This window comes from Sinorhizobium sp. M4_45 (genome assembly GCF_002885915.1).
In the GTDB taxonomy this organism is placed as follows: Bacteria; Pseudomonadota; Alphaproteobacteria; order Rhizobiales; family Rhizobiaceae; genus Sinorhizobium; species Sinorhizobium meliloti_A.
The window spans coordinates 20,951-45,351 of the sequence record NZ_NWVE01000004.1 but is presented as its reverse complement, the minus strand read 5'-3'; the positions used below and the strand labels follow the sequence as shown (position 1 = coordinate 45,351).

The window sequence follows — 24,401 nt, the reverse complement described above, 5'->3', positions numbered from 1 at the left end:
TCCTTACGAAACCGGAAGCAGGCTAAGTCCTCTAGCAACTAGAGGTTCAAGAGGGAAAATGCGCGGTCCACCCGGCATTCGCCGCGAGCTTGCGCTCCGCCTGCCCGTCGGTGAACAATTCCGGCATCAGATCGGCCAGGCTGACGATCTTGCCCGTACGCGAACTCTGAAGCGCCGCAATGCCGCAAAGAACCGACATGGCGCCGGCCCGCGCACCTGCGCGCTGTCCAAGCGGATCCGTCGCATCCGGCGCGAAGAGCGTATTCCGCAGCCGGTCGTCGCCGCCATAGTGCCCGCCGGGAAAATGCGGCACCGTGATCCGTTCGATCGCCGCCTTGCCCTTCGGAAAGTTGCGGACGAGCAGGATCATGTCCTCGGCCGGCGTCTCCCACGGCTGGTCCTCGTACTGGCGAAGCTCGATCCTGCCCTTCGTACCGTTGAAGGCGATATGATGGCCCTCGATCGGCTGGAAGGTGTTGAGCGAATAGGAGACGTGGACGTCGTTGCGGTAGCGGATATTCGCGACCATCGTGTCGGGGATGTCGATGTCCTCGCGGAAGACGCAGCCGTCGCGGAAATAGCCGTCGATTTCGGAAGGTTCCTCATAGAGCGAGTCGAGAAACGGATCGGCTTCGAGATCGAGGTAGAAGTCGCACTCGCTCTTGTGAGGACAGAGCTTGCAGCGAGGACCTCGAAACGGTCCCTTGCGGCCGTACATCTGCAGGTCGGCAAAGGCGCTGACCGCGTCCGGATCGCTGTCGAGATACCAGTTCAGGAGATCGAAATGGTGTGTCGCCTTGTGCACGAAGAGGCTGCCCGATCGTTCCGTATAGGCATGCCAGCGGCGGAAATAATCGGCGCCGTGGCGCGTATCGAGATACCAGTGGAAATCGATCGAGGTGACGCGGCCGATCTCGCCGGCATTGAGGAGTTCCTTGATGCGTGCTGCGGTCGGCGCGAAGCGGTAGTTGAAGGAAACGTCCACCCGCCGCCCGGTCCGCTTCTCCGCGTCGAGAATGCGGCGGATCTTCTCGACCGTGGTCGACATCGGCTTTTCGGTGATGACGTCGGCGCCGAACTCCAGGGCGCGCACGACGATATCGTCATGCGTGTCGTCCGGGGTGCAGACGATGACGAGATCGGGGCGCGTTTCGGCAAGCATGGTATCGACATTGCCGTAAACGGGCGCATTGGTGGCGATGATCGTGCGGGCGCGCTCGGCCCGCAGCGCGTTCGTATCGGCAATGGCGACCAGATCGACGAGGCCGCGCCAGCCGGCCAGAAGATCCCTGCCCCACATGGTGGTTCCGCGGTTGCCGGTGCCGACCAGCGCAAAGCGACGCTTGTTGTCCATCATACCCTCACGCTATCCCTGTCATATTTTGCCCTGTCATATTTCGTAGGAGACACATCCTGCCCCAGCATATCAGCAGCAGTTCCGGTAGCGTTCCACACAGGTCGCGATCACCTCCTCGGCCGGGCGCTTCCACCAGTTGTCTGCTGAGAAGATCTCGACCTCCTGAGCCCCGTGGAAGCCGGCCGCCTCGATCCGGCGCCGGATACCCTTGAGGTCGATGACGCCGTCGCCCATCATGCCGCGATCCGTCAGCATGTCCTTCGTGGGGACGAGCCAATCGCAGATGTGATGAGCGAGGATCGCCTTCATTTTGCCTGCCCTCGCGATCTGCTCGTCGAGATCGGGATCCCACCATACGTGATAGACGTCGATCGCCACGCCGACGCCCGGGCCGAGGGTGTCGCAGATATCCAGAGCCTGTCCGAGCGTGTTCACGCAGGCGCGGTCGGCGGCATACATCGGATGCAGCGGCTCGATCGCAAGCGGCACGCCGGCCGCGCGCGCATGCGGCAGCACCGCCGCGATCCCTTCCAGAACCATCCGCCGGGCCGCGTCGATGTTCTTCGAGCCTCCCGGAAGGCCGCCGACGACCAGTACCAGGCAATCGGCGCCGAGTTCCGCTGCCTCGTCCACCGCGCGCCTGTTGTCGTCGATCGCCTTTTCGCGTCCTGCGGCTTCCGGCGCCGGAAAGAAGCCGCCGCGGCATAGCCCGGTGAGCTTCAGACCGTTGGAGCGGACGATACGCACGGCCTCGTCGAACCCGATCGCCGCCACCTGGTCCCGCCAGGGCGCAATCGCCGTGATGCCGTGCTTTAGACAGATATCCACGGCTTCGGCGAAGCCGCACTGCTCCCGGATCGTCGCCAGATTGATTGAAAGCCCGTCGACCAGCATATGTTCTCCTCCCGATTTCAGGACACCGTCGCCGCCCAGTCCGGCTCGACGGATGAGCCGAGGCCGACGGACCGCAAGACGGTGGAAAAGGTGATTTCGCCGCCGCGGATCGCCAGCCGCGCCCGTTCGCCAGCGCTTTCGTAGAGATCGCCATGACGCGCGAGATAGGCGGCCTGCTCTGCCGCCGGGGCGCCGGCCATGCCGTCGACATAGTGGTGGCCGTTGCGTTCGACGTGGCCGGCGCCGATAAGCGCTGCCAGCACGAGGTCCTGCTGGAGCGCCAGGCCCGACTGCGTGGTCAGGTCCTCGGCGGACATGAAACAGCATGCGGTCCCGGCCTCGGCGTTCCACATCTCCACGCGAGCGCGGTTGATGAGTGCCCGGTAGAAGCCTTTGCAGGACTTCGAGGAGATGCCGGCATAACCGAGCGCGCGGGCACGGAGAAACGCGCCGATATCGCCGTCGGACTCGTCGATTTCGAGCGGCATCCGCCGGGCGACTTCCGTGACCGGTTTCGACAGCGCCTCGGCGCGAGCGATCGGCTGCTCGAAGAAGAGCGCCGAGGCGCTCAATTTTTCGAGACGCGGCTCTTCGGCGATCCGGTCGAGAAGATCGGCAACGGCATCGGCATTTTCGAACTGTTCGTTGCCGTCGAGCGTCACCCGATACGCATCGACGCCCTGGTCGAGGATGGCGGCGATGGCGAGCAGACGCTCGGTGTCTTCGGCCGGGCGCCCCGATACCTTGATCTTGAAATAGCGGTGGCCATAGGCGGCGATCACCTCTTCCAGCGTCTGTGGCAGGCCGTCCTCCAGCCGCTGCCCGGGCGCGAAATCGGCCGCCGTCAGCGCGTCTGCAAGGCCGATCGTGTGGCGAACGGCCAGCCTGGGGCCGGGTTCGAGGCGCGAGAGGAACCGCGCAAGGTCGAAGCCTCCCAGATCGGGCGCGGTGGCGTCGGTGATGCCCGGCAGGTTGCCTCTGACCGCCTCGGCGGCGCTTGCTCCGGTCATGCGGCACACCGCGTCGAGGATGGCGCGGTCAAGGAGCGCCAGGCCGTAGGAGGCGACAAGGGCTGGCAGGCCATGCCCGGCTGCCGCCCGGTGGTGATCACCCTCGGCAGCCGCGTGCAGTCCAAAGGGGGTCTGCGCCTGCAGCGAGGTCAGCCCTTCGACCGCCAGACGCAAGGAGGCACGCAGCTGCTCGACATTATCCTGCGGCGAAAGACCCGGGTTCTTGTCGAACCATTTCGGCATCATCATCTCTGCCGACCAGCCGATGGCGGACCGGCCGCGCGCATCCTCCACCCGCACCCGGACGAAGGCCTGCGGCGCGCTCGCAACGCGCGCCGAGCCGAAGCGGAAGGGAAAACGGAACTCGACCGGCCGCTCGAAAACCTCCGCTTCGGCCAGCCTGACGCGCGGGGCTTGCGTCATCGCAAAGCCTCACTCGACGCCGTGCACGGCGAGCACGCGCCGCATGCGGGCGGCGGCAAGCTCCGGATCGGTCAGGACCCCGGCTTTGTCAGCAAGGCGGAAAAGCTCGGCGAGATGGACGAGCGATCGGGCGCTCTGCTGTCCGCCGATCATGATGAAATGGTCCTGAAGGCCGTTCAGATAAGCAAGGAAGACGACGCCGGTCTTGTAGAAACGCGTCGGCGCCTTGAAGATGTGGCGCGAGAGCGGCACCGTCGGCTCCAGCAATTCGAAGAATTCGCCGTTTCGCCCGCTGCCCAGCGCTTCCAGCGCCGCCGAAGCCACCGGCGCGATGGCGTCGAAGATGCCGAGCAGCGCATCCGAATGCCCTTCCTCGTCGCCGGCGATGAGTTCGGCATAGTTGAAGTCGTCGCCGGTATACATGCGCACGGCTTTGGGCAGTTGCCGCCGCATCACGATCTCCTTCTCCTTGGAAAGGAGTGAAATCTTGATGCCGTCGACCTTTGCGGCATGCGCCTCGAGGACCTCGAGGCAGGTCTTCATCGCCGCCATGTGGTCGCCATTGCCCCAGTAGCCTTCGAGCGCCGGATCGAACATCTCGCCGAGCCAGTGGATGATCACCGGCTCCTTCACCTGCGAGAGAACGCGGTCGTAGACGCGGATATAGTCCTCCGGGCCCTTCGCCGTGGCGGCAAGCGCACGGCTCGCCATCAGGATGATCCGGCCTCCTTCTGCCTCGATCGCCTCGATCTGGCTCTCATAGGCCCGGAGAATATCGTCGATCGACACGTCCGGCCCCGGCGCCAGATGGTCGGTGCCGGCGCCGCAGGCGATCAGCGCGCCCTGGCGGCCGCGCGCTTCGGCAAGCGAGCGGCGGATGAGTTCGCGCGCTTCCGGCCAGCCGAGGCCCATGCCGCGCTGGGCTGTATCCATCGCTTCGGCAACGTCGAGACCGAGATCCCAGAGGCGGTGACGAAAGGCGAGCGTGCGCTCCCAGTCGATCGCCGGCGCCAGCCAGGGATCGTTGTCGGCGAGCGGGTCGGCGACCACATGGGCGGCGGCGAAGGCGACCCTGGAAAAGGTCTTGGCGTCACGCCTGTTGAAAGGCACCGGCCGACCCGTGAGGTCGTAGCTGGCAAGCCTGCCTTCGATTGGAAGCTTGATGCTGACCATGGTTCAGAGCTCCAATTCCGGAACGTCGAGCCAGCGGCGCTCCGCCCAGGATTTGAGGCCGAGTTCCGCAAGCTGTACGCCCTTGGCGCCGGCCTCGAGCCCATAGGGCCAGGGGCCGTCCTCCGCCACATGGCGCAGGAACATTTCCCATTGCGCCTTGAAGCCGTTGTCGAAGGCCTGCGTATCCGGCACCTCGTCCCATGTCCTGTAGAAATCGATCGTCTGCGGCTGATCGGGATTCCAGACCGGTTTCGGGGTGTTGACGCGGTGCTGCGTCCAGCATTTCGTGAGTCCGGCGACAGCGGAACCATGGGTTCCGTCGACCTGAAACGTCACCAGATCGTCGCGCCGCACGCGCACCGCCCAGGAGGAATTGATATGCGCGACGATGCCGCCTTCGAGTTCGAAGGTGGCATAGGCCGCGTCGTCGGTGTCGCAGTCGTAGGCGCGGCCCTGTTCGTCGATACGGCTTGGGATATGAGTCGCGCCGAGGCAGGAGACGGCCTTCACTTCCCCGAAGAGATTGTCGAGCACGTAGCGCCAGTGGCAGAGCATGTCGAGGATGATGCCGCCGCCGTCCTTTTTCCGGTAGTTCCATGAGGGCCGCTGGGCCGGAACGCCCCAATCGCCTTCGAACACCCAGTAGCCGAACTCGCCGCGCACCGAGAGGATCTTGCCGAAAAAGCCCGACTCCCTCAGCAGGGCCAGCTTGCGAAGGCCCGGCAGGAACAGCTTGTCCTGCACGACCCCATGCTTGAGCCCGGAGGCGCGCGCCTTCCGCGCCAGCTTGACCGCCGTCCGCAGATCGTCGGAGATCGGCTTCTCGCAATAGACATGCTTGCCGGCGTCGAGCGCGCGGCCGATGAGCTCGGCACGCATCAGCGTCGTGCCGGCATCGAAGAAGATCTGGTCGTTCGGATCGGCAAGCGCCGCGTCGAGATCGGTCGACCAGCGGGCGATGGCATGGCGCTTGGCCAATTGCTCCATCTTGTCGCGATTGCGGCCGACAATGATCGGATCGATCTCCAGCCTTTCGCCTGACTGGAGCGTGATCCCGCCTTGATCACGGATGGCCAGGATCGAGCGCACCAGATGCTGGTTGTAGCCCATGCGGCCGGTGACACCGTGCAATATTATACCCAAACGCGGCATGCCGTTCCTCCCTGAGAGGCCGGTGAGGGGAAGAACCAGCCCTCCCAAGCCAGTAACTAATCGGTTACTTTGTGGCAGAGGAGAATCGCACTTGTCAACAAAAAAAACGACATGTGCCTGGATCAGCGTCGGATCGACGCCAGCGTGACATGGACGATATGGCGCTTCCAGACGTCGAGATTGCTCTTGTCCATGAGGTCGCGGCCGAAGATCGTCGAGAGCGTGTACTGGTTGGAAAGGTAGAAATAACCGAGGGCGGCGATCGTCAGATAGAGGTTCAGCGGATCGACATCGGGCCGAAAGAGCCCCTCGGCCTTGCCGCGCCGGAGAAGGTCGGAGAGCTTGTCTATGAAGCTCGAATGCAGCTCCTTTAGACGCGTCGACTGACGCAGCCAGCGGGCCCGGTGCAGGTTCTCGGTGCCGAGGAGACTCAGGAATTCCGGATGTTCCAGGAAGTAGTCCCAGGTGAACATGGCAAGCTCGGCAATTCCCTGCTCAGGTTCCAAGTCGCTGAGATTAAGGGATTTTTCTGCCGTTCTTATCCCTACATAGGCCTCTTCCAGGACCGCGAGATAAAGCTGTTCCTTGTCGCCGAAGTAGTGGTAGAGCATGCGCTTGTTGATGCCGGCCCTCTCGGCGATGGAATCGACGCGGGCGCCGCCTATGCCGTTTTCGGCGAACTCCCGGGTCGCGGCGGCGAGGATCGAGGCACGCGTGCGCTCGGGGTCGCGCTGAAGCGCCCGCTCCGCCCGCCCCCCGGACCCGCTCCTCCCTTTCGCCTCGCCTCTTATCTTGTCCATCACGCGCAACCTCCGCAACCTCTTGCCTTTAACGGCCTTCGGTGCAACTTTGTCAAAATAATTTACAAGGCAATGACAGCTCGGCACACAACTGCTTGACAGGATCACTGCTTCTCCATAACTTGTAACCAAATAGTTATTTGTTGCAAGAGGCCGGAACGTTGTGGAGGCGTTCCGAAGGGAGGAGGAACAGATGACGCATAAGATCAGCAGGCGAAACGTACTCGCGGGAGGGGCGGCGCTTCTTTCGATGTCCGCGCTGGGGCCCGCCTTTGCGCAGGAGGCGCGGCTGCGGGTGCTCTGGTGGGGTTCACAGGCCCGTGCCGACCGCACGAACAAGGTCAATCAGCTCTTCCAGGAACAGAACGCGGGCGTCGCCATCAACGGCGAATTCCTCGGCTGGAGCGACTACTGGCCGCGGCTTGCGACCCAGGTCGCCGGGCGCAATGCGCCCGACATCATCCAGATGGACTATCGCTACATCGTCGAATATGCCCGGCGCGGCGCACTCGCGCCCCTCGACGATTATCTCGGTTCCGTGCTCAAGGTCGAGGATTTCGACCAGGTGCAGATCAAGGGCGGCAGCGTCGAAGGCAAGCTCTACGGCATCAGCCTCGGCGCCAATTCGGCGGCGATGATGGTCAATGTCGCCGCTTTCGAGGAAGCCGGCATCGAACTTCCGACGCCGTCCACGACCTGGGAAGAGATGGCGCGGACGGGCGCCGAGATCACCAAGGCCGGCAAGCGCAAAGGTTTCTATGGCCTCTCCGACGGCAGCGCGGTCGAGCCGCTGTTCGAAAACTGGCTGCGCCAGCGCGGCAAGGCACTGTTCACCGCGGACGGCAAGATCGCCTATGATGCGAACGATGCGGCCGAATGGTTCGCCCTGTGGCAAAAGATGCGCGAGGACAAGGCCTGCGTCCCGCCGGACATCCAGGCGCTCGACCAGTACAATGTGGAGACGAGCCCGCTATCGCTCGGCAAGGCGGCCGCTTCCTTCGCGCACTCCAACCAGTTCGTCGCCTATCAGGGAATAAACAAGGACAAACTGGCGCTGAGAAGCCATCCGCTGATCGACAAGGATGCGAAGGGCGGCCATTACCGCAAGCCGTCGATGTTCTTCTCGGTCTCGGCCCAGACCAAGGACCCGGAACTCGCCGCAAAATACGTCAACTTCTTCGTCAAGGACCCGGAAGCCGCCGAAATCCTGGGCGTCGAGCGCGGCGTACCGGAATCGGCAGCCGTACGCGAGAAACTGGCGTCGACGCTCGACGAGCTCGGCCGCGCCATGCTCGACTATGTCTCGGGCCTCGGAGCGCTTGCCGGCGATCTGCCGCCACCGCCGCCCAGCGGTGCCGGCGAGGCGGAATTCGCTCTGCGCAACGTCGCCGAACAGGTCGGCTTCGGTCAGCTCGACGCCAAGCAAGGAGGCGAGACGCTGGTGAACGAGGTCAGCCAAATCCTTGCACGAGGTTAAGGAGGATGGCGGCCGTGCAGGACACCGCTGTCGCAGTCGGGACGGGCGCGTCATCGCGCCCGGCCGCACAGGGCCGCCTGGCCAGGACATGGGCAAGCCATGGAGCCGGCTACATGTTCCTGTTGCCCTGGCTCATCGGCTTCTTCGGCCTGACGCTCGGGCCCGCCATCGCCTCGCTCTATCTCTCCTTCACGAATTTCGACCTGATCCGCGCGCCGGAATGGATCGGCACCGCCAATTACGTGCGCATCGCGACGGCGGACCCGAAATTCGCCGCGGCGATCAAGGTGACCTTCCTCTATGTCGTGCTTTCAGTGCCCTTCAAGCTCGCCTTCGCGCTGCTCGTCGCGATCCTTCTCGACCGCGGCGTCCGGGGGCTCACCGTCTATCGGGCGATCTTCTACCTGCCGTCGCTGCTTGGCGGCAGCGTCGCGATCGCCGTGCTCTGGCGACAGCTCTTCGCCGGCGACGGCCTGATCAACAGCCTGCTGGCCCAGTTCGGCATCGAGGGGCCGAGCTGGATCTCGCATCCGGACTATTCGATCTGGACGCTCGTGGTCTTGAGCGTCTGGCAGTTCGGATCGCCGATGATCATCTTCCTTGCGGGCCTTCGGCAGATCCCGACGGACATGTACGAGGCGGCGAGCCTCGACGGGGCATCCAAGTTCCGTCAGTTCTACAAGATCACGCTGCCGCTCTTGACGCCGGTGATCTTCTTCAACGCGGTCGTGCAGACGATCGACGCCTTCAAGGCCTTCACTCCCGCCTTCATCATTTCCGGCGGCACCGGCGGTCCGATCAACTCGACGCTGTTCTACACTCTTTACCTTTACCAGGAGGCCTTCGGTAATTTCCGCATGGGCTACGCCTCGGCGCTTGCCTGGATTCTCGTGCTGATCATCGGGCTGTTCACGGCCTTCTCGTTCCTCACCTCTCGCTACTGGGTGCACTACGATGACTGACGCGACCATGAGCTCGGTAACCGCCCCGCCGCCGGTCCCGACGGGCCGCCGCGGCCCTGTCGGATCGGTCCTCGTTCACGCCGCCCTGATCGCCGCCTCGATCGCCATGATCTATCCGCTCCTGTGGATGATCTCGGCATCGGTCAGGCCGGAGGACGAGATCTTCGCCTCCACGTCGCTTTGGCCCTCCTCGGTGGATTTCTCCTCCTATCTGCGCGGCTGGTTCGGGCTCGACGTCAGCTTCGGGCGGTTCTTCTGGAACTCGCTGGTCATCGCGGTCCTCACCGTCGTCGGCAATGTCGTGGCCTGCTCGCTCGCGGCCTATGCCTTCGCAAGGCTGCGCTTCGCGGGGCGGAATTTCTGGTTCGCGATCATGCTCGGCACGATGATGATCCCGTATCACGTGACGCTCATTCCCCAATATGTCCTCTTCCTCGATCTCGGCTGGGTGAACACATTCCTGCCGCTGGTGGTCCCGAAGTTTCTCGCCAGCGATGCCTTCTTCATCTTCCTCATGGTGCAGTTCTTCCGCGGAATCCCGCGCGAACTGGACGAAGCGGCGATGATGGACGGCTGCGGCGCCTGGCGCATCTACTGGAAGATCATGCTGCCGCTATCGCTCCCCGTTCTGGCGACGGCCGCCATCTTCTCCTTCATCTGGACCTGGGACGATTTCTTCGGGCCGCTGATCTACCTCAACGACATGAACAGCTACACGATCCAGCTCGGCTTGAGGACCTTCGTCGACTCGAGCAGCACCTCCGACTGGGGCGGGCTCTTCGCCATGTCGACGCTCTCGCTCGTGCCGGTGTTCTTCTTCTTCCTCTTCTTCCAGCGCCTTCTGATCGAGGGCATCGCCACCACCGGCATGAAACGCTGAGCGACGGAGCTAGAAAATCATCATGGACGAACTGCGTTTCGCTGCCGTCGGGCTCAACCACAACCACATCTACGGCCAGGTCGACTGCCTGCTTCGGGCCGGCGCCCGCCTCGCCGGTTTCCACGAGAAGGACGATGCGCTGGCCGCGGAATTTTCCGCCGTCTACGCAGACGCCCCGCGCATCGCGACGGCAGAGGAAATCCTCGAGGACGAGAGCATCGGCCTCATCGTCTCGGCCGCCGTTTCGAGCGAGCGCGCGGAACTGGCGATCCGCGCCATGCAGCAAGGCAAGGACGTGCTTGTCGACAAGCCGGGCATGACGAGCTTCGACCAGCTCGCCAAGCTGCGCCGGGTCCAGGCCGAGACGGGCCGCATCTTCTCGATCCTCTATTCGGAGCATTTCGAGAGCCCGGCCACGGTCAAGGCCGGCGAGCTCGTCGCCGCCGGCGCGATCGGCGAGGTGGTGCACATAGTCGGCCTCGGCCCGCACAGGCTGCGCCGCGGGACGCGGCCCGACTGGTTCTTCCGCCGCACGGACTATGGCGGCATCCTGACCGACATCGCATCGCACCAGTGCGAGCAGTTCCTGTTCTTCACCAGCGCCAACGACGCGACCGTGCTTTCGGCGAGCGTCGGCAACCGGAGCGTTCCCGACGCTCCCGAACTGCAGGATACGGGCAGCATCCACCTCTCGACCGGGCGGAGCACCGGCATGATCCATGTGAACTGGCTGACCCCGGAGGGAATGCCGACCTGGGGTGACGGCCGGCTCTTCATCGTCGGCACATCCGGAACGATCGAGGTCCGCAAGACGGTCGATCTCGCCGGGCGCGAAGGTGGCAACCACCTGTTTCTCGCGGACCGCAACGGCGTCGAACATATCGACTGCTCCCGCGTCGACCTGCCCTTCGGGCGCCAGTTCCTCGCCGACATCCGCGACAGGACCGAAACCGCGATGCCGCAGGAGCGCTGCTTCAAGGCCATGGAGCTTGCGCTTCAGGCGCAGGCGATCGCCGAACAGAACGGGGACAGGAACTGACATGAGCGTGAAGACAGTCGCCATCATCGGCTGCGGCATCGGGCGTTCGCATATCGTCGAGGGCTATCAGCCGCACCCGGACAAATTCCGAGTCCAGGCTCTCTGCGACCTCAACGAGGAACGGATGAACGAAGTGGGCGACGAATTCGGGATCGAGCAGCGGACCCGCCACTTCGAGGAACTTCTCGCCGACGATGGAATCGACATCATCGACATCTGCACCCCGCCAGGCATCCATCTCGAACAGGTGCTCGCGGCCCTTGCCGCCGGCAAGCACGTGGTCTGCGAAAAGCCGCTGACCGGATCGCTGAAGGGCGTCGATGCGATCATGGAAGCCGAGAAGCAGGCACGTGGCGTGCTGATGCCGATCTTCCAGTATCGCTACGGCGACGGCATCGAGAAAGCCAAGCGCATCATCGAGGCCGGCATCGCGGGCAAGCCCTATGTCGGCTCGGTCGAGACTTTCTGGCTGCGCACGCCCGAATATTATTCCGTCCCCTGGAGGGGCAAATGGGCGACGGAGCTCGGCGGCGTGCTCGTCACCCACGCGCTGCATCTGCACGATATGATGCTGCATCTTCTCGGCCCGGTGGCGCGCGTGTTCGGCCGGGTCGCGACCCGGGTCAACGACATCGAGGTCGAGGACTGCGCCTCCGCAAGCCTGCTCATGAAGAACGGCGCCTTCGTTTCGCTTTCCTGTACGCTCGGCTCTCAGGAGCAGATCAGCCGGCTGAGGCTGCATTTCGAAAACGTCACCTTCGAGAGCAGCCACGAACCTTATGCGCCGGGTAAGGATCCGTGGAAGATCATCGCGGCAAATGACGAAGTGCAGGCGCGGATAGACGAAGTGACCGGCGACTGGCGTCCGGTCTCGCCGCGCTTCACCACCCAGATGGCGCATTTCCACGATTTCCTGAGCGGCAGAGGACCCCTGCCCGTGACGACGCAGGATGCGCGCCGCGCGCTGGAACTGGTCACCGCGATCTATCAATCCGCCGATACCGGCCGCGAAATAGAGTTGCCGCTCGGGCCGGACAGCCCGAAATATGCCGATTGGCGTGCGAATACCCGATAGAGGGCCGCAGGGAGGAACTTTGACATGGCGACGAGCGTCGTTCTTCAGAAGGTCGAGAAGCGCTACGGCGCGCTCGACGTGATCCACGGCATCGACCTGACCATAGACCCCGGCGAGTTCGCCGTCTTCGTGGGTCCGTCCGGTTGCGGCAAGTCGACGCTGCTCAGAATGATCGCCGGACTGGAGGAGATTTCCGGCGGCACCCTGATGCTCGACAGCGACCGGATGAACGAAGTGGCGCCCGCCAGGCGCGGCATTGCGATGGTGTTCCAGTCCTATGCGCTCTATCCGCACATGTCGGTCTACAAGAACCTCGCTTTCGGCCTCGAAACGGCCGGCTTCAAGAAGGCCGAAATCGAGCCGAAGGTGCGCCGGGCGGCCGAGATCCTGCAGATCGAAAAGCTGCTCGACCGCAAGCCGAAGGCGCTCTCCGGCGGTCAGCGGCAGCGCGTGGCGATCGGCCGCGCGATCGTGCGCGAGCCGCGGATCTTCCTCTTCGACGAGCCGCTTTCCAACCTCGACGCCGAACTCCGCGTGCAGATGCGCGTGGAGATCTCAAGGCTTCATCGGGACCTCGGCAACACCATGATCTATGTGACGCACGATCAGGTGGAGGCCATGACCATGGCCGACAAGATCGTCGTCCTGAATTCCGGCCGGATCGAGCAGGTGGGCGCACCGCTCGATCTCTACAACAATCCCGTCAACCGCTTCGTCGCCGGCTTCATCGGCAGCCCCAAGATGAACTTCCTCAAGGCGCGGATCGCGGACGTCACCGAAAGCGAAACGGCGATCGAGGTCTGCGGCGGAACGATCCGCCTGCCCCGTCGCCTGAACGGTGCGACCCAGGGGCAGGACGTCACATTCGGCATCCGGCCGGAGCATCTTTCCGCGCGCGAGGGCGGTATCGAGCTCGCTTCGGTCAATGTCGAGATCGTCGAGAATCTCGGCGGCGAAACCATGCTCTACGGGATCACGCCGGATCGCCAGCAGCTGACCGTCGCGCTGGAGGGGCAGCAGAAGGTCGAGCGGGGCTCCAATCTCGCCGTCCACTTCGACCCGTCGCGCTGCCACGTCTTCGGCGCCGACGGAAGGGCCATGCGATGAAACTGTTCTACAGCCGCAATCCCAACCCGAGGCTTGCCGTCGCGGTGGCACGCCATCTCGCAGCCGAGGTCGAGTTCGAATTCGCCTCACCCTTCGCGCCGGGACAGGCGGAACGGTTTCGGCCGCTGAACCCCAACCTTTCGCTGCCGATACTCGTGGAGGCCGGAAAAAGCCTTTGGGAGGCCGACGCGATTGCCTGCCGGCTTTCACGCAAGGTGCAATCGGATTTCTGGCGCATGGGCGACGACGAACCCGACATGGTCCGATGGATCAGCTGGGGCAAGGAAAACTTCGTAAGAGCTTGCGACATGGTGCAGTTCGAGCGCGGCACGAAGCAGCGCTATGGGCTCGGCCCGATCGACCAGCAGCTGGTCGAGGAGGGGTTGAGCAGGTTCCGTACGGCAGCGGCGATACTCGACATGGAGCTTTCCGGGCGGATCTGGCTGGTCGGAGACGCCGTATCCCATGCGGATTTCCGAATGGCGAGCTTTCTGCCCTTCAACGATGCCGCCCGACTGCCGCTTGGCGATTATCCCAACATCTGCCGCTGGAATGACCGGCTCCAGGAGATCGATGCCTGGCGCGATCCCTTCAGGGGTCTGGATGCGCCCGAACTGCCGCCGATTCCGGAGCGCTGATCAGACCGCAGACGCCAGCCTCAAATCCGGCGATCGTCGAAGCGGTGGACGGCCACACCCGCCACGGGACTTCTTGCGGCGAAAATGCCGCCGGAGCGGTTTTTCTCGCCGATGCCCGCAGGCCGCAGCGACGTGACGAGAAGCGTCTTCAGGTCCGGTCCGGCGAAGCAGGGCATGGTCGGCGCCGGCACCGGAAAGCGATGCGTCCCGACAAGGCGACCTTCGGGCGAGAAGCGGTTGACGATGCCCGCTGACACGCCGGCGCTCCAGTAATGGGCTTCCGCGTCGGTTGCGGCTCCGTCCGGTCGGCCGCTCGCCTCGTCCAGGCCTGCCAGCCGCCGGCGCCCGGAAAGCGCGCCCGTTGCGGGGTCGAACTGCCAGCGGTCGATCCAGGCGCCGCGCGAATCCGAGTGGAACAGAAGGGCACCGTCGCCGCTCCAGGCGAGGCCGTTGGAGCAGACGATGCCTTCCACCTTGCGTTCCACCGCACCGTCCGGCGAGACGCGGTAGAGCGACGCGACGGGCCGGCGGTCGGGCACATCGTGCATCGTCCCCACCCAGAAGGCGCCGTCCGGTCCGACCTTGCCGTCGTTGAGGCGCGTATCAGCAACCTCCGGCTCGATCGCGGCGATTTCCCTGGTGATCGCGCCGACATCGGGATCGAACAGAACCACGCGATCGCGCTGCGCCAGCACGAGGCGTCCGGAGCGCGCAAGGCCGGCGCTGCAGGCGCCGCCCTCGACGGTCCATTCGACGTGGCCGGCGCCCGAAAGCTCGACGCGATGAAGGGCGCTGCGGCCGATATCGACGAAGAACAGGCAGTTCCGGTGCTCATCGAAAACCGGGCTTTCGGCGACGTCGCAACGCGAATCCAGAAGACACTCAAATGTTAAATCGAAAGACATGTTCGACACCATGGGCCCGGGCCGCTGCCAGAAGAAACGCGCCCAGAGGCGCTTAAACTCCCGTTTTTGAATTCGCTGCCGCCGTTGCCAGCTCTATCATTGCTCTTGCCCTCGCTCAACTTGTAAAATAAAAATACAAGAAACCGGCCGGGAAATCTGCATGAAAACGCCCCTCGTAACCCGCGACCCTGAAGGCCTGCCGCTCGGCGCGGCGCGCCGCGGCAGCGTGTCGCCCGAAGGCGGAGAGCGAGGCCGCAATGGTCGAGCCGGCTACCGGCGAGCGCTTGAAGTGGATCGGAGCATGACCGGATCAGAGATCGCCATGGGAGCCGGTGATACGGGCGCGCGATTCCGTCAGATGGTAGCGCATGTAAAGGCGGGCGAGATCCCGGTTCTGGCCCGAAACGGCGGAGTAGATCTTGCGGTGTTCTTCGAGGACACGGCGGCGGCGGTCATCGGAGCCCTGCCGCGTCAGGCCGAGCGCCATGCGCATCGAGCCGCTGAGAATGTCACGCAGCTCTTCCAGAAGGCGTGGAAAAAGTTCGTTGCCCGCAGCTTCCGCTACCGCGTGGTGAAAGGCGAAGTCCTCTTCCCATCCGGTTTCCCCGCGCGCGAAGGCGCCTTCCAGCGCCGCCAGCGCCTCGCCGATCTGGTTGAGCTGAGCCTTGGTCCGGCGCATCGCGGCAAGCCCCGCGCATTCCGTCTCGAGCGCGAGCCGGGGCTCGAAAGCCCTGAGATAGATCGCGATCTCGGCCGAGGCGGCGAGACTGGTGAGCTTGTCGGACGGACGCGATTTCACGAAGGTGCCGATGCCCTGGCGCGAAACCACGAGGCCGTCGGCCTGCAGCCGCATCAGCGCCTCTCGCACGACCGGACGGGAAACCTGAAAGTCGCGGCAGATATGCGCTTCGGACGGCAGCTTGGCCCCCTCGGCCATCTGGCCGCTGGCGATCTGCTCGAGAATCTGCCCGTAGAGAACATCGGCAAGCCGCTCCCGCCGCGCCGGTTTGAGTTTCAACGTTACGTCGTTCAAGGGTCTGCCTTCACCTGTCATTTTTCTGTACAGGCGCAATCTAGCCGACCCACCCGCAAATGCAAAGGAGGCTGCCGATGACCGGGCGCAAGAAGCCGGAGGAATTTCGAAGCTTTCGCTGGTTCGGCGTCAAGGACCTTCGCGCCTTCGGTCACAGATCCCGCCTTTATCAGATGGGCTACGACCATGCGGAACTCGCAAACAAGCCCGTCATCGCGATCATCAATACCTGGAGCGACATCAATCCGTGCCACGCGCATCTGAGGACTCGGGCGGAGGAGGTCAAGCGCGGCGTCTGGCAGGCGGGCGGCTTCCCGATCGAGCTGCCGGCCATGTCGCTGGCAGAGACCTATGTGAAGCCGACGACGATGCTCTACCGCAACTTCCTGGCGATGGAGGTGGAGGAGCTCATCCGCTCGCATCCGGTCGACGGCGTCGTACTGCTTGCCGGCTGCGACAAGACCACGCCGGGCACGATCATGGGAGCGATCCAGGTCGACCTGCCGACGATCTTCGTGCCGGCCGGGCCGATGCTGCGCGGCAATTATCGCGGCCGGATGCTGGGTTCCGGATCGGACGTCTGGAAATACTGGGCGGAAAAGGAAGCCGGCCGCATCACCGAGAACGAATGGAGCGAAATGGAGCGCGGTATCGCCCGCTCCTTCGGCACCTGCATGACCATGGGCACGGCCTCGACCATGACGGCGCTGGCCGACACGCTGGGGCTTTCCCTGCCCGGCGCCTCCGCCATCCCCGCGGCGGATGCCGGCCATGCGCGAATGGCTGCGCTTTCCGGCGCGCGCATCGTCGAGATGGTCTTCGAGGACCTGAAGCCGTCCGACATCATGACGGCGCAGGCATTCGAGAATGCGCTCGCGGTGCACATGGCGATGGCCGGTTCGACCAATGCGATGATCCATCTTATCGCGATCGCGCGGCGCTGCGGCGTTCCTCTGACGCTCGACGACTTCGACCGCGTATCGGCCCAAGTCCCTGTTCTCTGCAACATCCGGCCGACCGGTGAATTCCTGATGGAGGACTTCTACTATGCCGGCGGTCTGATCGCGCTCTGGAAACAATTGAAGCCGCTCCTGCATACCGGGGAACGCAATGTGATCGGCACGATCGGCGGCGCTCTCGACGAGGCCGAAGTCCATCTGCCGGAGGTGATCCGCCCGCTGAACAGGCCGGTTGCCGCGCGCGGCGGCACGGCAATTCTCAAAGGCAACCTCGCGCCGCAGGGCTGCGTGATGAAGCCCGCGGCCGCCGACCCTGCCCTCCTCGAACACCGCGGTCCGGCCCTCGTCTTCGACGATTACGACGCGATGATGAGAGCGGTGAACGACGAGGATCTCGACGTCACAGCCGACACGGTGATGATCCTGCGCAATGCCGGTCCGGTCGGCGGACCGGGCATGCCGGAATGGGGCATGCTGCCGATCCCGAAGAAGCTCTTGAAAGAGGGCGTGCGCGACATGGTGCGCATTTCCGACGCCCGGATGAGCGGCACCAGCTACGGCGCCTGCATCCTCCACGTGGCGCCGGAGGCCTATGTCGGCGGCCCGCTGGCAGCGGTCCGCAACGGCGACATAATCGCGCTCGACGTCGATCGCCGCACGATCACGCTCGAGGTCGATCAGGCCGAGATCGAACGCCGGCTCGCCGAATGGAGACCGCCGGAGCGCGATTATTCGAGGGGCTATCTGAAGATGCATGCGGAGAATATCCAGCAGGCACCGGAAGGCTGCGACTTCACCTTCCTGCAATCGCCCCATAAGCTGCCCGAACCCGAGATTCATTGATCACCGTGACGACTGGTCATTGGAGCCAAAGTCATCACGATCCGTGCGAAGCAGGTTGTACGCATGACGACGCGACTATTGATAACCGGGGCCGCAGGCGGCCTCGGCCGCTATGCCCGCGAGGGACTGAAGGGCTGCGCCGATGTTCTGCGCCTTTCGGATGTCGCCACGCTTTTTCCCGCCCGAGAGGGGGAGGAAGTCGTGCATTGCGACCTCGCCGAGCGCGAGGCGGTCGACCGACTCGTGCGCGGCTGCGATGCGATCCTGCATCTCGGTGCAATCTCGGTGGAGTCCGACTTCGACGCTCTTCTTCAGGCCAACATCCTCGGCACCTACAATCTCTACGAGGCGGCGCGAAAGGCCGGCGTGAACCGCGTTCTCTTTGCGAGCACCAATCATGTGACCGGCTTCCATCCCGTCGGCGAGACGCTCGACCACCTGTCGCCGCGGCGGCCGGACAGCCTTTACGGCGTGAGCAAGTGCTTCGGCGAGGATCTTTCCCGGCTCTATTTCGACAAATACGGCATGGAAACCGCCTGCCTCAGGATCGGCAGCTGCTTTGCCGAACCCACGAACCGCCGCATGCTCTCCACCTGGCTGAGCCCGCGCGACTTCCTGGCGCTTGTGCGCAGGCTTCTCGATGCCCCGAAAATCGGCCATCTGGTGCTCTACGGCGTCTCCGCCAACCGCGACGTCTGGTGGTCAAACGGGCATGCGGATTTCCTCGGCTGGCGCCCGCAGGACAGCAGCGAACCTTACCGGCACGCGATTGAGGAGCGTGAGGAGGCGCCTTCGGACGGCGTGCGCTATCAGGGCGGGCGTCATGCGGCGGCGAAGTTGCCGGGTTAAGGCAACCGGTCCGCAAGACCACGGTTCTCCATCCCCGCCGCTGCTCGGCATTGCCCTGGCGCAGCACCGCCATAGATTCTGCAGCGGCAGCTTCGGCAGCTCGTTGCGCCGTCGCTATCCGAGCTCTCGCTTCAGGAGGAATCCATGACTTCCCCCAGGACGGCAGGTGACGTTTCCGGCCATGATCCATTATCCGCCAATCCGCTCTCCGCAGATGAACTTCGGCGGATGGACGCCTACTGGCGGGCGTCGAACTATCTCTCCGTCGGCCAGATCTACCTCCTCGACAATCCGCTTCTCAGCGAGCCGCTGAAGCGGGAGCACATCAAGCCGCGGCTTCTCGGCCATTGGGGTACGTCGCCGGGCCTGAACATGCTCTATGTCCACCTGAACCGGGTGATCAAGCGCGACGATCTCGAGATGATGTATGTCATCGGGCCCGGGCATGGCGGGCCCTCGCTCGTCGCCCACGCCTATCTGGAGGGCACCTATAGCGAGGTCTATCCGGACATCAGCGAGGACGCCGAGGGCCTGCGGAAGCTGTTCAAGCAGTTCAGCTTCCCCGGCGGCATCCCGAGCCATGTCGCGCCGGAAACGCCGGGCAGCATTCACGAGGGCGGCGAGCTCGGCTATGCGTTGAGCCATGCCTACGGTGCCGCCTTCGACAATCCGGAGCTGATCGTCGCCTGCGTCGTGGGCGACGGGGAAGCCGAAACGGGTCCGCTCGCGACCGGCTGGCACGGCAACAAGTTCCTGAACCCGGCGCGCGACGGGTGCGTCCTGCCCATCCTGCACCTCAACGGATACAAGATCGCCAATCCCTGCTTTCTCGCACGCATTCCCAGAGAGGAGCTGCAGAAGTTCTTCGAGGGCATGGGCTATGCGCCGCTTTTCGTCGAAGGTCATGACCCCGCAGACGTGCACCAGCAGCTGGCGGGCGCGCTCGATACGGCGCTTGCCGATGTCAGGCGCATTCAGGCCGACGCCCGGGTCAACGGCAATCTGAAACGCCCTGCCTGGCCGATGATCGTCTTCCGCACACCCAAGGGCTGGACCTGCCCGGCCGAGATCGACGGCAAGAAATGCGAGGGTTACTGGCGATCGCATCAGGTGCCGATGGGGGACATGGACAAGCCGGAGCATGTCCGCATCCTCGAAGGCTGGATGAAGAGCTATCGGCCGGAGGAGCTTTTCGACGGTGAAGGGCGGCTGATGGCGGAACTGGCGGAGCTTGCCCCAACGGGCCGCCGCCGGATGAGCGACAATCCGCATGCCAATGGCGGGCTGTTGCTGCGCGACCTGAAGATGCCCGACTTCCGCGATTATGCGGTTTCGGTTCAGAGCCCCGGAACGGCCACGGCCGAGTCGGCCCGCGTGATGGGCAGCTATCTGCGCCACGTGATGAAGCTCAACCTGAAGTCCGGGAACTTCCGCCTGTTCAGTCCGGACGAAAACAATTCGAACCGCTGGCAGGACGTGCTCGAAGTCACGGATCGCTGTTTCATGGCGGACATCTATCCGGAAGACGACCATTTGTCGCCGGACGGGCGGCTGATGGAGGTCCTGAGCGAGCATCAATGCCAGGGCTGGCTCGAAGGCTATCTGCTTACCGGACGCCACGGCTTCTTTTCCTGCTACGAAGCCTTCATTCACATCATCGACTCGATGTTCAACCAGCACGCCAAATGGCTGAAGGTCTGCAACGAAATCCCGTGGCGACGCCCGATCGCTTCCTTGAACTATTTCCTGAGCTCGCATGTCTGGCGCCAGGACCATAACGGCTTCAGCCATCAAGATCCCGGCTTCATCGACCACGTGGTCAACAAGAAGGCGGACATCATCCGCGTCTATCTGCCGCCGGACGCCAATACGCTGCTGTCGGTGACGGACCATTGCCTGAGGAGCCGCAACTACATCAACGTCGTCGTTGCCGGCAAGCAGCCCTCTCCGCAATGGCTAACCATGGACCAGGCGGTGAAGCATTGCACCGAAGGCCTAGGCATCTGGGAATGGGCCAGCAACGACAAAGGCTGCGAGCCGGACGTGGTCATGGCATGCTGCGGCGATGTTCCGACGCTGGAGACGCTTGCCGCAGTGCAATTGCTGCGCGAGCACCTGCCGGAATTGAAGGTGCGGGTGATCAACGTGGTCAATCTGATGAAGCTGCAGCCGTCGGGGGAGCACCCGCACGGCCTGCCGGACCGCGACTTCGACGCCCTGTTCACCAAGGACAAGCCGATCATCTTCGCCTTCCATGGCTATCCCTGGCTGATCCACCGCCTCACCTATCGCCGCACGAACCATGCCAATCTGCATGTCCGCGGCTACAAGGAAGAGGGGACGACGACGACGCCCTTCGACATGGTGGTGCTCAACCATCTGGACCGGTTCCATCTGGTCGAGGACGTCATCGACCGGCTGCCGCAACTCGGCGCCCGCGCCGCATATTTCAAGCAGGCGATCCACGAGCGGCTGATCGACCACAAGCACCATATCGAAAAATACGGCGAGGACATGCCGGCGATCAGTGGCTGGAAATGGGGCGGCGGCAGCGCCGGGACGGCACAGGGAACATCGACCGAAGGCGACAATGTCTGAGAGACGCACTTCCGCGGCCGGACCTACCATCACGAAAGGCCCGCCGAAGCGGGTCTATTTCCGTGTTTCGATCACGGGTCCGATGCAGAGCGTGCCTCTGATGCGATGGGCGGTAATGGCGGGTTGGAGCAAGCCGGTCTCGGCCTCTATCGGCCTCAGCCCATCCGCTCCGACGCGTAGGAACCCGGGCTCGGCGGGAAGACGACGACGCGGTTGCCGTTGATGAAGCAGCGGTGGTGGATATGGGCGTGCACGGCGCGGGCCAGCACCTGGCTTTCGACGTCGCGGCCGATCGAGACGTAGTCCTCGGCTGACTGCGCATGGGTGATGCGGGCGATATCCTGCTCGATGATCGGTCCCTCGTCGAGATCGGCGGTGACGTAATGGGCCGTCGCGCCGATCAGCTTCACGCCGCGCTCATAGGCCTGCTTGTAGGGGTTCGCCCCCTTGAACGAGGGCAGGAAGGAGTGGTGGATGTTGATGATCTTCCCCGACATCTTCTTGCAGAGCGCATCGGAAAGCACCTGCATGTAGCGGGCAAGAACGATCAGCTCGGCGCCGGTCTGCTCGACGACGTCCATCAGCTGGGCTTCGGCCTTGGGCTTGTTCTCCTTCGTCACCTTGATGCAGTGGAAGGGGATGTCGTGGTTGACGACCACCTTCTGGTAGTCGAAGTGGTTGGAGACGACCCCGACGATGTCGATCGGCAAGGCGCCGATCTTCCAGCGGTAGAGAAGATCGTTCAGGCAATGGCCGAAGCGCGACACCATGAGCAACACCTTCATGCGCTCGGACTGTTCGTGGAGCGCCGTCTCCATCTCGAACTTCGAGGCAATCGGTTTCAGCCCTTCCTTGAGAGCCGCAAGGCCAACCCGCTCCTCCGAGATGAAGCTGGTGCGCATGAAGAACTTGCCGGTACCCAGATCGTCGAACTGCGAGCTGTCGGCGATATTGCAGCCCTGCTCGGCCAGATATCCCGATAGCGCCGCAACCACGCCGCGCGTCGACTTGCAGGATACGGTCAGAACGAAATTCTGCATCTTCATTTCTCTCCCCTCGCCGTTGGTAGCGCGCACGGGTGTTGCCGACGCCGCAAATTGCTACCAGAGCAGATCGATGGAATCAATCTTCAGGAATATATATTTCTCCTCAGGCAACTTTTGCTTTCGCAGCTTGGCGGGAAATCGCGCGTAGGCGAAAAGGGATGAGCAGAAGCTTTCCTCAGTCCTCTCCGCGGCCGCGCGGATAGGAAATGATCGACAGATACCGGATCGGCAGCGTGGTCAGTTCTTCCGGCCCGTGCGGCGCGTCGGCGTCGAAGAACAGACTATCCCCCGGAGTCATGCGGTAAAGATTGTTGCCATGCCGGTAAACCACCTCGCCTTCCAGCATGTAGAGGAACTCCAGACCATCGTGTTGAAACGTCGGAAAGACGTCCGAGTCTTCGGTCAGCGTGATGAGATAAGGCTCGACGACGACGCCGGAGGTGTTCGATCCGATATGGCCGAGGAGGTTGTACTGGTGGCCGGCGCGGGTGCCGCGCCGCTCGACGTCGACGCCTTCCCCCGCTTTGACGAACACGGCGCTATGCTCCTCCTCGAAACGGCGGAAGAAGGCGGTGATCGGCACGCCGAGCGCCCGGGACAGCGTCTGCAAAGTCGTGAGCGACGGCGATGTGTTGCCATTCTCGATCTTCGACAGCATGCCGACCGAAATATCGGTGGCGGAGGCGACGTCGGCGACTGTAATGCCGAGCTTCTTGCGGAAGGCACGCACCTCATGACCGATCGCGACTTCCAGCACCTTTTCACGAGTATCGCGGATGGCATGCGGATCCTGAGTGAGCGGCGTGACACGCGCCAATTCTGCCGCCGTCTTGCGCGCGCCGTCGGCGCCCACGGACCCCTTGCCGTTCTTCTTCGAGTTCCGATGTTTTTCCGCGTTTTCCCTGCCCATGCCATCTCGCCTTGTTTTTACTGATAGTAAATATTTCTGGGTCTTCCACAACGCCATAAGCGCGCGGCCGAGGAAGTATTCTGCCCTGAGTAGAAGATCAACTCTCGCTGCAGCCTATGCCTGCTCCGGCGATGTGTTGCGCGTAACGGGGCGTGACCGCGAACACGCTGGAATGCGCCCGCGCGTCCATCAGCCCCCCGCCTCACTGTCGCTCGATCGCCCGGGCCCGGCTCGGTCGGACGGCGTCACTTGACAGTGGTCTCGCTTTGCCTGACATTCCTGTTAGGCAAATATTTTTTCTAAGCAGAAAAAGGCCGGCTCCCGGCACCGAAATTATAAGGAACGAAAAACTACCCGGAGGAAGAACCATTGGAGGAGGAAAGCGAATGGAAGCGACACTAAGCAAGCTTGGCGAGGATGCGAGCTTCAGCCAGCGTATCGATGCAATGCACAGACGTGACCGCGTCTGCCTTACGGCCTTCGTCGTGGTCCTATGGTGCACCCTGCTCTTCGCGCTGTTTACCGTTTGGCCCTACATCGCAACGCCGGCCATCGCCGCCATCCTGACGGTCGCCTGCGGCCTGGTGCTGCTCTTCAACACAGCCGCCATCATTGCCATGCTGCGCCATTACGAAGAAGACAAGCACTTCATCTACAGCCTCGATCTCAAGCATCTCGACGAGATGCGCCCGCAAAGCCGCTAGGAGGTATCATGGCATACGAACCTCCGAAACAGAGCTTTGCAGGCCAGATCTTCGACGTGATCACGTTGCTGGTGCTGACCATCGGAGCCCTCTACATACCGCTCTATCTTGGCCTTGCGGGCGCGGCCAAGGTGCCCAATCCGATCCCCGATCCGACCTGGGAAGCGCTCGGCCAGAACGCCACCGAGCAGCAGCAGTGGGCCGCGCTCGGCATCACCGATCCGGCGGCCGCCAACGACATCATCACCGCGCGCTTCGACTATAGCTTCAGTTGGGCCTCGCTCGTCGTCATGGCCGTGCTGGTCATCGGTTACTTCGTGATGGTGGTCCGGCTTTCCGACAGGGAGTACCGCGAAGTGATCGAAGAACGCTTCGGCACGAAACGACGCTAGGGAGGCGGCGGCCATGTGGGACATACTCGAATACGCGGCCTGGGCGCTTTCGGCGCTGTTCGGCGTGCTGATGCTCGCCGATCTCGTTCGCATCGACACCACGTACGACAACGAACTGCTGATCTCCTCTCGCGAAGGCGAGATCGAGGCGACGGCAGAGCGCCACGAGATCTGA

General features: G+C 63.5%; 23 protein-coding genes. 13 read left to right on the top strand and 10 right to left on the bottom strand.

What is annotated here, in order from left to right:
- Window positions 1-46 precede the first annotated feature (46 nt).
- From CN933_RS13190 to CN933_RS13165, 6 genes are all read right to left on the bottom strand, one after another.
- Entirely contained in the window at window positions 47-1,354 is a 1,308-nt protein-coding gene (locus CN933_RS13190; RefSeq protein WP_033047224.1) for a Gfo/Idh/MocA family protein, read from the bottom strand.
- Window positions 1,355-1,426: 72 nt separating this feature from the next.
- A complete protein-coding gene (locus tag CN933_RS13185) occupies window positions 1,427-2,251 on the bottom strand; it encodes a sugar phosphate isomerase/epimerase family protein (protein ID WP_018093756.1) in 825 nt (274 codons plus the stop codon).
- Window positions 2,252-2,268: 17 nt separating this feature from the next.
- The gene (locus CN933_RS13180; protein ID WP_018093755.1) at window positions 2,269-3,684 is read right to left on the bottom strand and encodes an enolase C-terminal domain-like protein; all 1,416 of its coding nucleotides are present in this window, start codon (window positions 3,682-3,684) and stop codon (window positions 2,269-2,271) included.
- A 9-nt stretch (window positions 3,685-3,693) separates the two neighbouring features.
- On the bottom strand, window positions 3,694-4,857 hold the full coding sequence (locus CN933_RS13175) for a dihydrodipicolinate synthase family protein (protein ID WP_018093754.1): 1,164 nt from the start codon (window positions 4,855-4,857) through the stop codon (window positions 3,694-3,696).
- A 3-nt stretch (window positions 4,858-4,860) separates the two neighbouring features.
- Window positions 4,861-6,009 carry a Gfo/Idh/MocA family protein gene (locus CN933_RS13170; protein ID WP_018093753.1) on the bottom strand — a complete coding sequence of 383 codons (1,149 nt, stop codon included), beginning with the start codon at window positions 6,007-6,009 and terminating at the stop codon, window positions 4,861-4,863.
- 122 nt (window positions 6,010-6,131) lie between these two features.
- Complete coding sequence (locus CN933_RS13165; protein ID WP_018093752.1) at window positions 6,132-6,809, bottom strand: TetR/AcrR family transcriptional regulator; 678 nt, start codon at window positions 6,807-6,809, stop codon at window positions 6,132-6,134.
- A gap of 193 nt (window positions 6,810-7,002) precedes the next feature.
- On the opposite strand from CN933_RS13165, the gene CN933_RS13160 reads away from it, so the two are divergent.
- The 7 genes from CN933_RS13160 to CN933_RS13130 are packed head-to-tail and all read left to right on the top strand — an operon-like array spanning window position 7,003 to window position 13,987.
- Window positions 7,003-8,286, top strand: a complete 1,284-nt coding sequence (locus CN933_RS13160) for an ABC transporter substrate-binding protein (RefSeq protein ID WP_018093751.1) — start codon at window positions 7,003-7,005, stop codon at window positions 8,284-8,286.
- A gap of 5 nt (window positions 8,287-8,291) precedes the next feature.
- The gene (locus tag CN933_RS13155; protein ID WP_018093750.1) at window positions 8,292-9,248 is read left to right on the top strand and encodes a carbohydrate ABC transporter permease; all 957 of its coding nucleotides are present in this window, start codon (window positions 8,292-8,294) and stop codon (window positions 9,246-9,248) included.
- Window positions 9,241-10,128, top strand: coding sequence for a carbohydrate ABC transporter permease (locus tag CN933_RS13150; RefSeq protein WP_018093749.1), 888 nt, complete (start codon window positions 9,241-9,243; stop codon window positions 10,126-10,128). The genes CN933_RS13155 and CN933_RS13150 overlap by 8 nt, the downstream gene beginning before the upstream one ends.
- Window positions 10,129-10,150: 22 nt before the next feature.
- A complete protein-coding gene (locus CN933_RS13145) occupies window positions 10,151-11,167 on the top strand; it encodes a Gfo/Idh/MocA family protein (RefSeq protein ID WP_018093748.1) in 1,017 nt (338 codons plus the stop codon).
- Between the two features lies 1 nt (window position 11,168).
- Window positions 11,169-12,242 carry a Gfo/Idh/MocA family protein gene (locus CN933_RS13140; protein WP_018093747.1) on the top strand — a complete coding sequence of 358 codons (1,074 nt, stop codon included), beginning with the start codon at window positions 11,169-11,171 and terminating at the stop codon, window positions 12,240-12,242.
- Between the two features lie 24 nt (window positions 12,243-12,266).
- Window positions 12,267-13,349, top strand: coding sequence for an ABC transporter ATP-binding protein (locus tag CN933_RS13135; protein ID WP_018093746.1), 1,083 nt, complete (start codon window positions 12,267-12,269; stop codon window positions 13,347-13,349).
- Window positions 13,346-13,987, top strand: coding sequence for a glutathione S-transferase family protein (locus tag CN933_RS13130; RefSeq protein WP_018093745.1), 642 nt, complete (start codon window positions 13,346-13,348; stop codon window positions 13,985-13,987). The genes CN933_RS13135 and CN933_RS13130 overlap by 4 nt, the downstream gene beginning before the upstream one ends.
- A 20-nt stretch (window positions 13,988-14,007) precedes the next feature.
- Here CN933_RS13130 and CN933_RS13125 read toward each other — a convergent pair whose 3' ends face one another.
- Entirely contained in the window at window positions 14,008-14,892 is an 885-nt protein-coding gene (locus CN933_RS13125) for an SMP-30/gluconolactonase/LRE family protein (RefSeq protein ID WP_026168490.1), read from the bottom strand.
- Between the two features lie 310 nt (window positions 14,893-15,202).
- On the bottom strand, window positions 15,203-15,925 hold the full coding sequence (locus tag CN933_RS13120) for a FadR/GntR family transcriptional regulator (RefSeq protein ID WP_018093743.1): 723 nt from the start codon (window positions 15,923-15,925) through the stop codon (window positions 15,203-15,205).
- A gap of 77 nt (window positions 15,926-16,002) precedes the next feature.
- Here CN933_RS13120 and araD point away from each other — a divergent pair, with 77 nt between their 5' ends.
- From araD to CN933_RS13105, 3 genes are all read left to right on the top strand, one after another.
- On the top strand, window positions 16,003-17,727 hold the full coding sequence (araD, locus tag CN933_RS13115) for an L-arabinonate dehydratase (RefSeq protein ID WP_018093742.1): 1,725 nt from the start codon (window positions 16,003-16,005) through the stop codon (window positions 17,725-17,727).
- 63 nt (window positions 17,728-17,790) lie between these two features.
- Complete coding sequence (locus tag CN933_RS13110; RefSeq protein WP_018093741.1) at window positions 17,791-18,576, top strand: NAD-dependent epimerase/dehydratase family protein; 786 nt, start codon at window positions 17,791-17,793, stop codon at window positions 18,574-18,576.
- A 144-nt stretch (window positions 18,577-18,720) separates the two neighbouring features.
- The gene (locus CN933_RS13105; protein WP_018093740.1) at window positions 18,721-21,174 is read left to right on the top strand and encodes a phosphoketolase family protein; all 2,454 of its coding nucleotides are present in this window, start codon (window positions 18,721-18,723) and stop codon (window positions 21,172-21,174) included.
- Window positions 21,175-21,329: 155 nt separating this feature from the next.
- On the opposite strand, the gene purU is transcribed toward CN933_RS13105, so the two are convergent.
- On the bottom strand, window positions 21,330-22,214 hold the full coding sequence (purU, locus tag CN933_RS13100) for a formyltetrahydrofolate deformylase (protein WP_026169143.1): 885 nt from the start codon (window positions 22,212-22,214) through the stop codon (window positions 21,330-21,332).
- A 181-nt stretch (window positions 22,215-22,395) separates the two neighbouring features.
- Window positions 22,396-23,130 (bottom strand): helix-turn-helix domain-containing protein, encoded by a 735-nt coding sequence (locus CN933_RS13095; RefSeq protein WP_018099591.1) that lies wholly within the window; start codon window positions 23,128-23,130, stop codon window positions 22,396-22,398.
- A 386-nt stretch (window positions 23,131-23,516) separates the two neighbouring features.
- Here CN933_RS13095 and CN933_RS13090 point away from each other — a divergent pair, with 386 nt between their 5' ends.
- Genes CN933_RS13090 through CN933_RS13080 form a run of 3 tightly spaced genes read left to right on the top strand, consistent with a single transcriptional unit; the run spans window position 23,517 to window position 24,401 of the window.
- Window positions 23,517-23,834 carry a hypothetical protein gene (locus tag CN933_RS13090; RefSeq protein ID WP_018099592.1) on the top strand — a complete coding sequence of 106 codons (318 nt, stop codon included), beginning with the start codon at window positions 23,517-23,519 and terminating at the stop codon, window positions 23,832-23,834.
- Between the two features lie 8 nt (window positions 23,835-23,842).
- Window positions 23,843-24,226 carry a hypothetical protein gene (locus CN933_RS13085; protein ID WP_018099593.1) on the top strand — a complete coding sequence of 128 codons (384 nt, stop codon included), beginning with the start codon at window positions 23,843-23,845 and terminating at the stop codon, window positions 24,224-24,226.
- Window positions 24,227-24,239: 13 nt separating this feature from the next.
- Entirely contained in the window at window positions 24,240-24,401 is a 162-nt protein-coding gene (locus CN933_RS13080) for a hypothetical protein (protein WP_003532521.1), read from the top strand.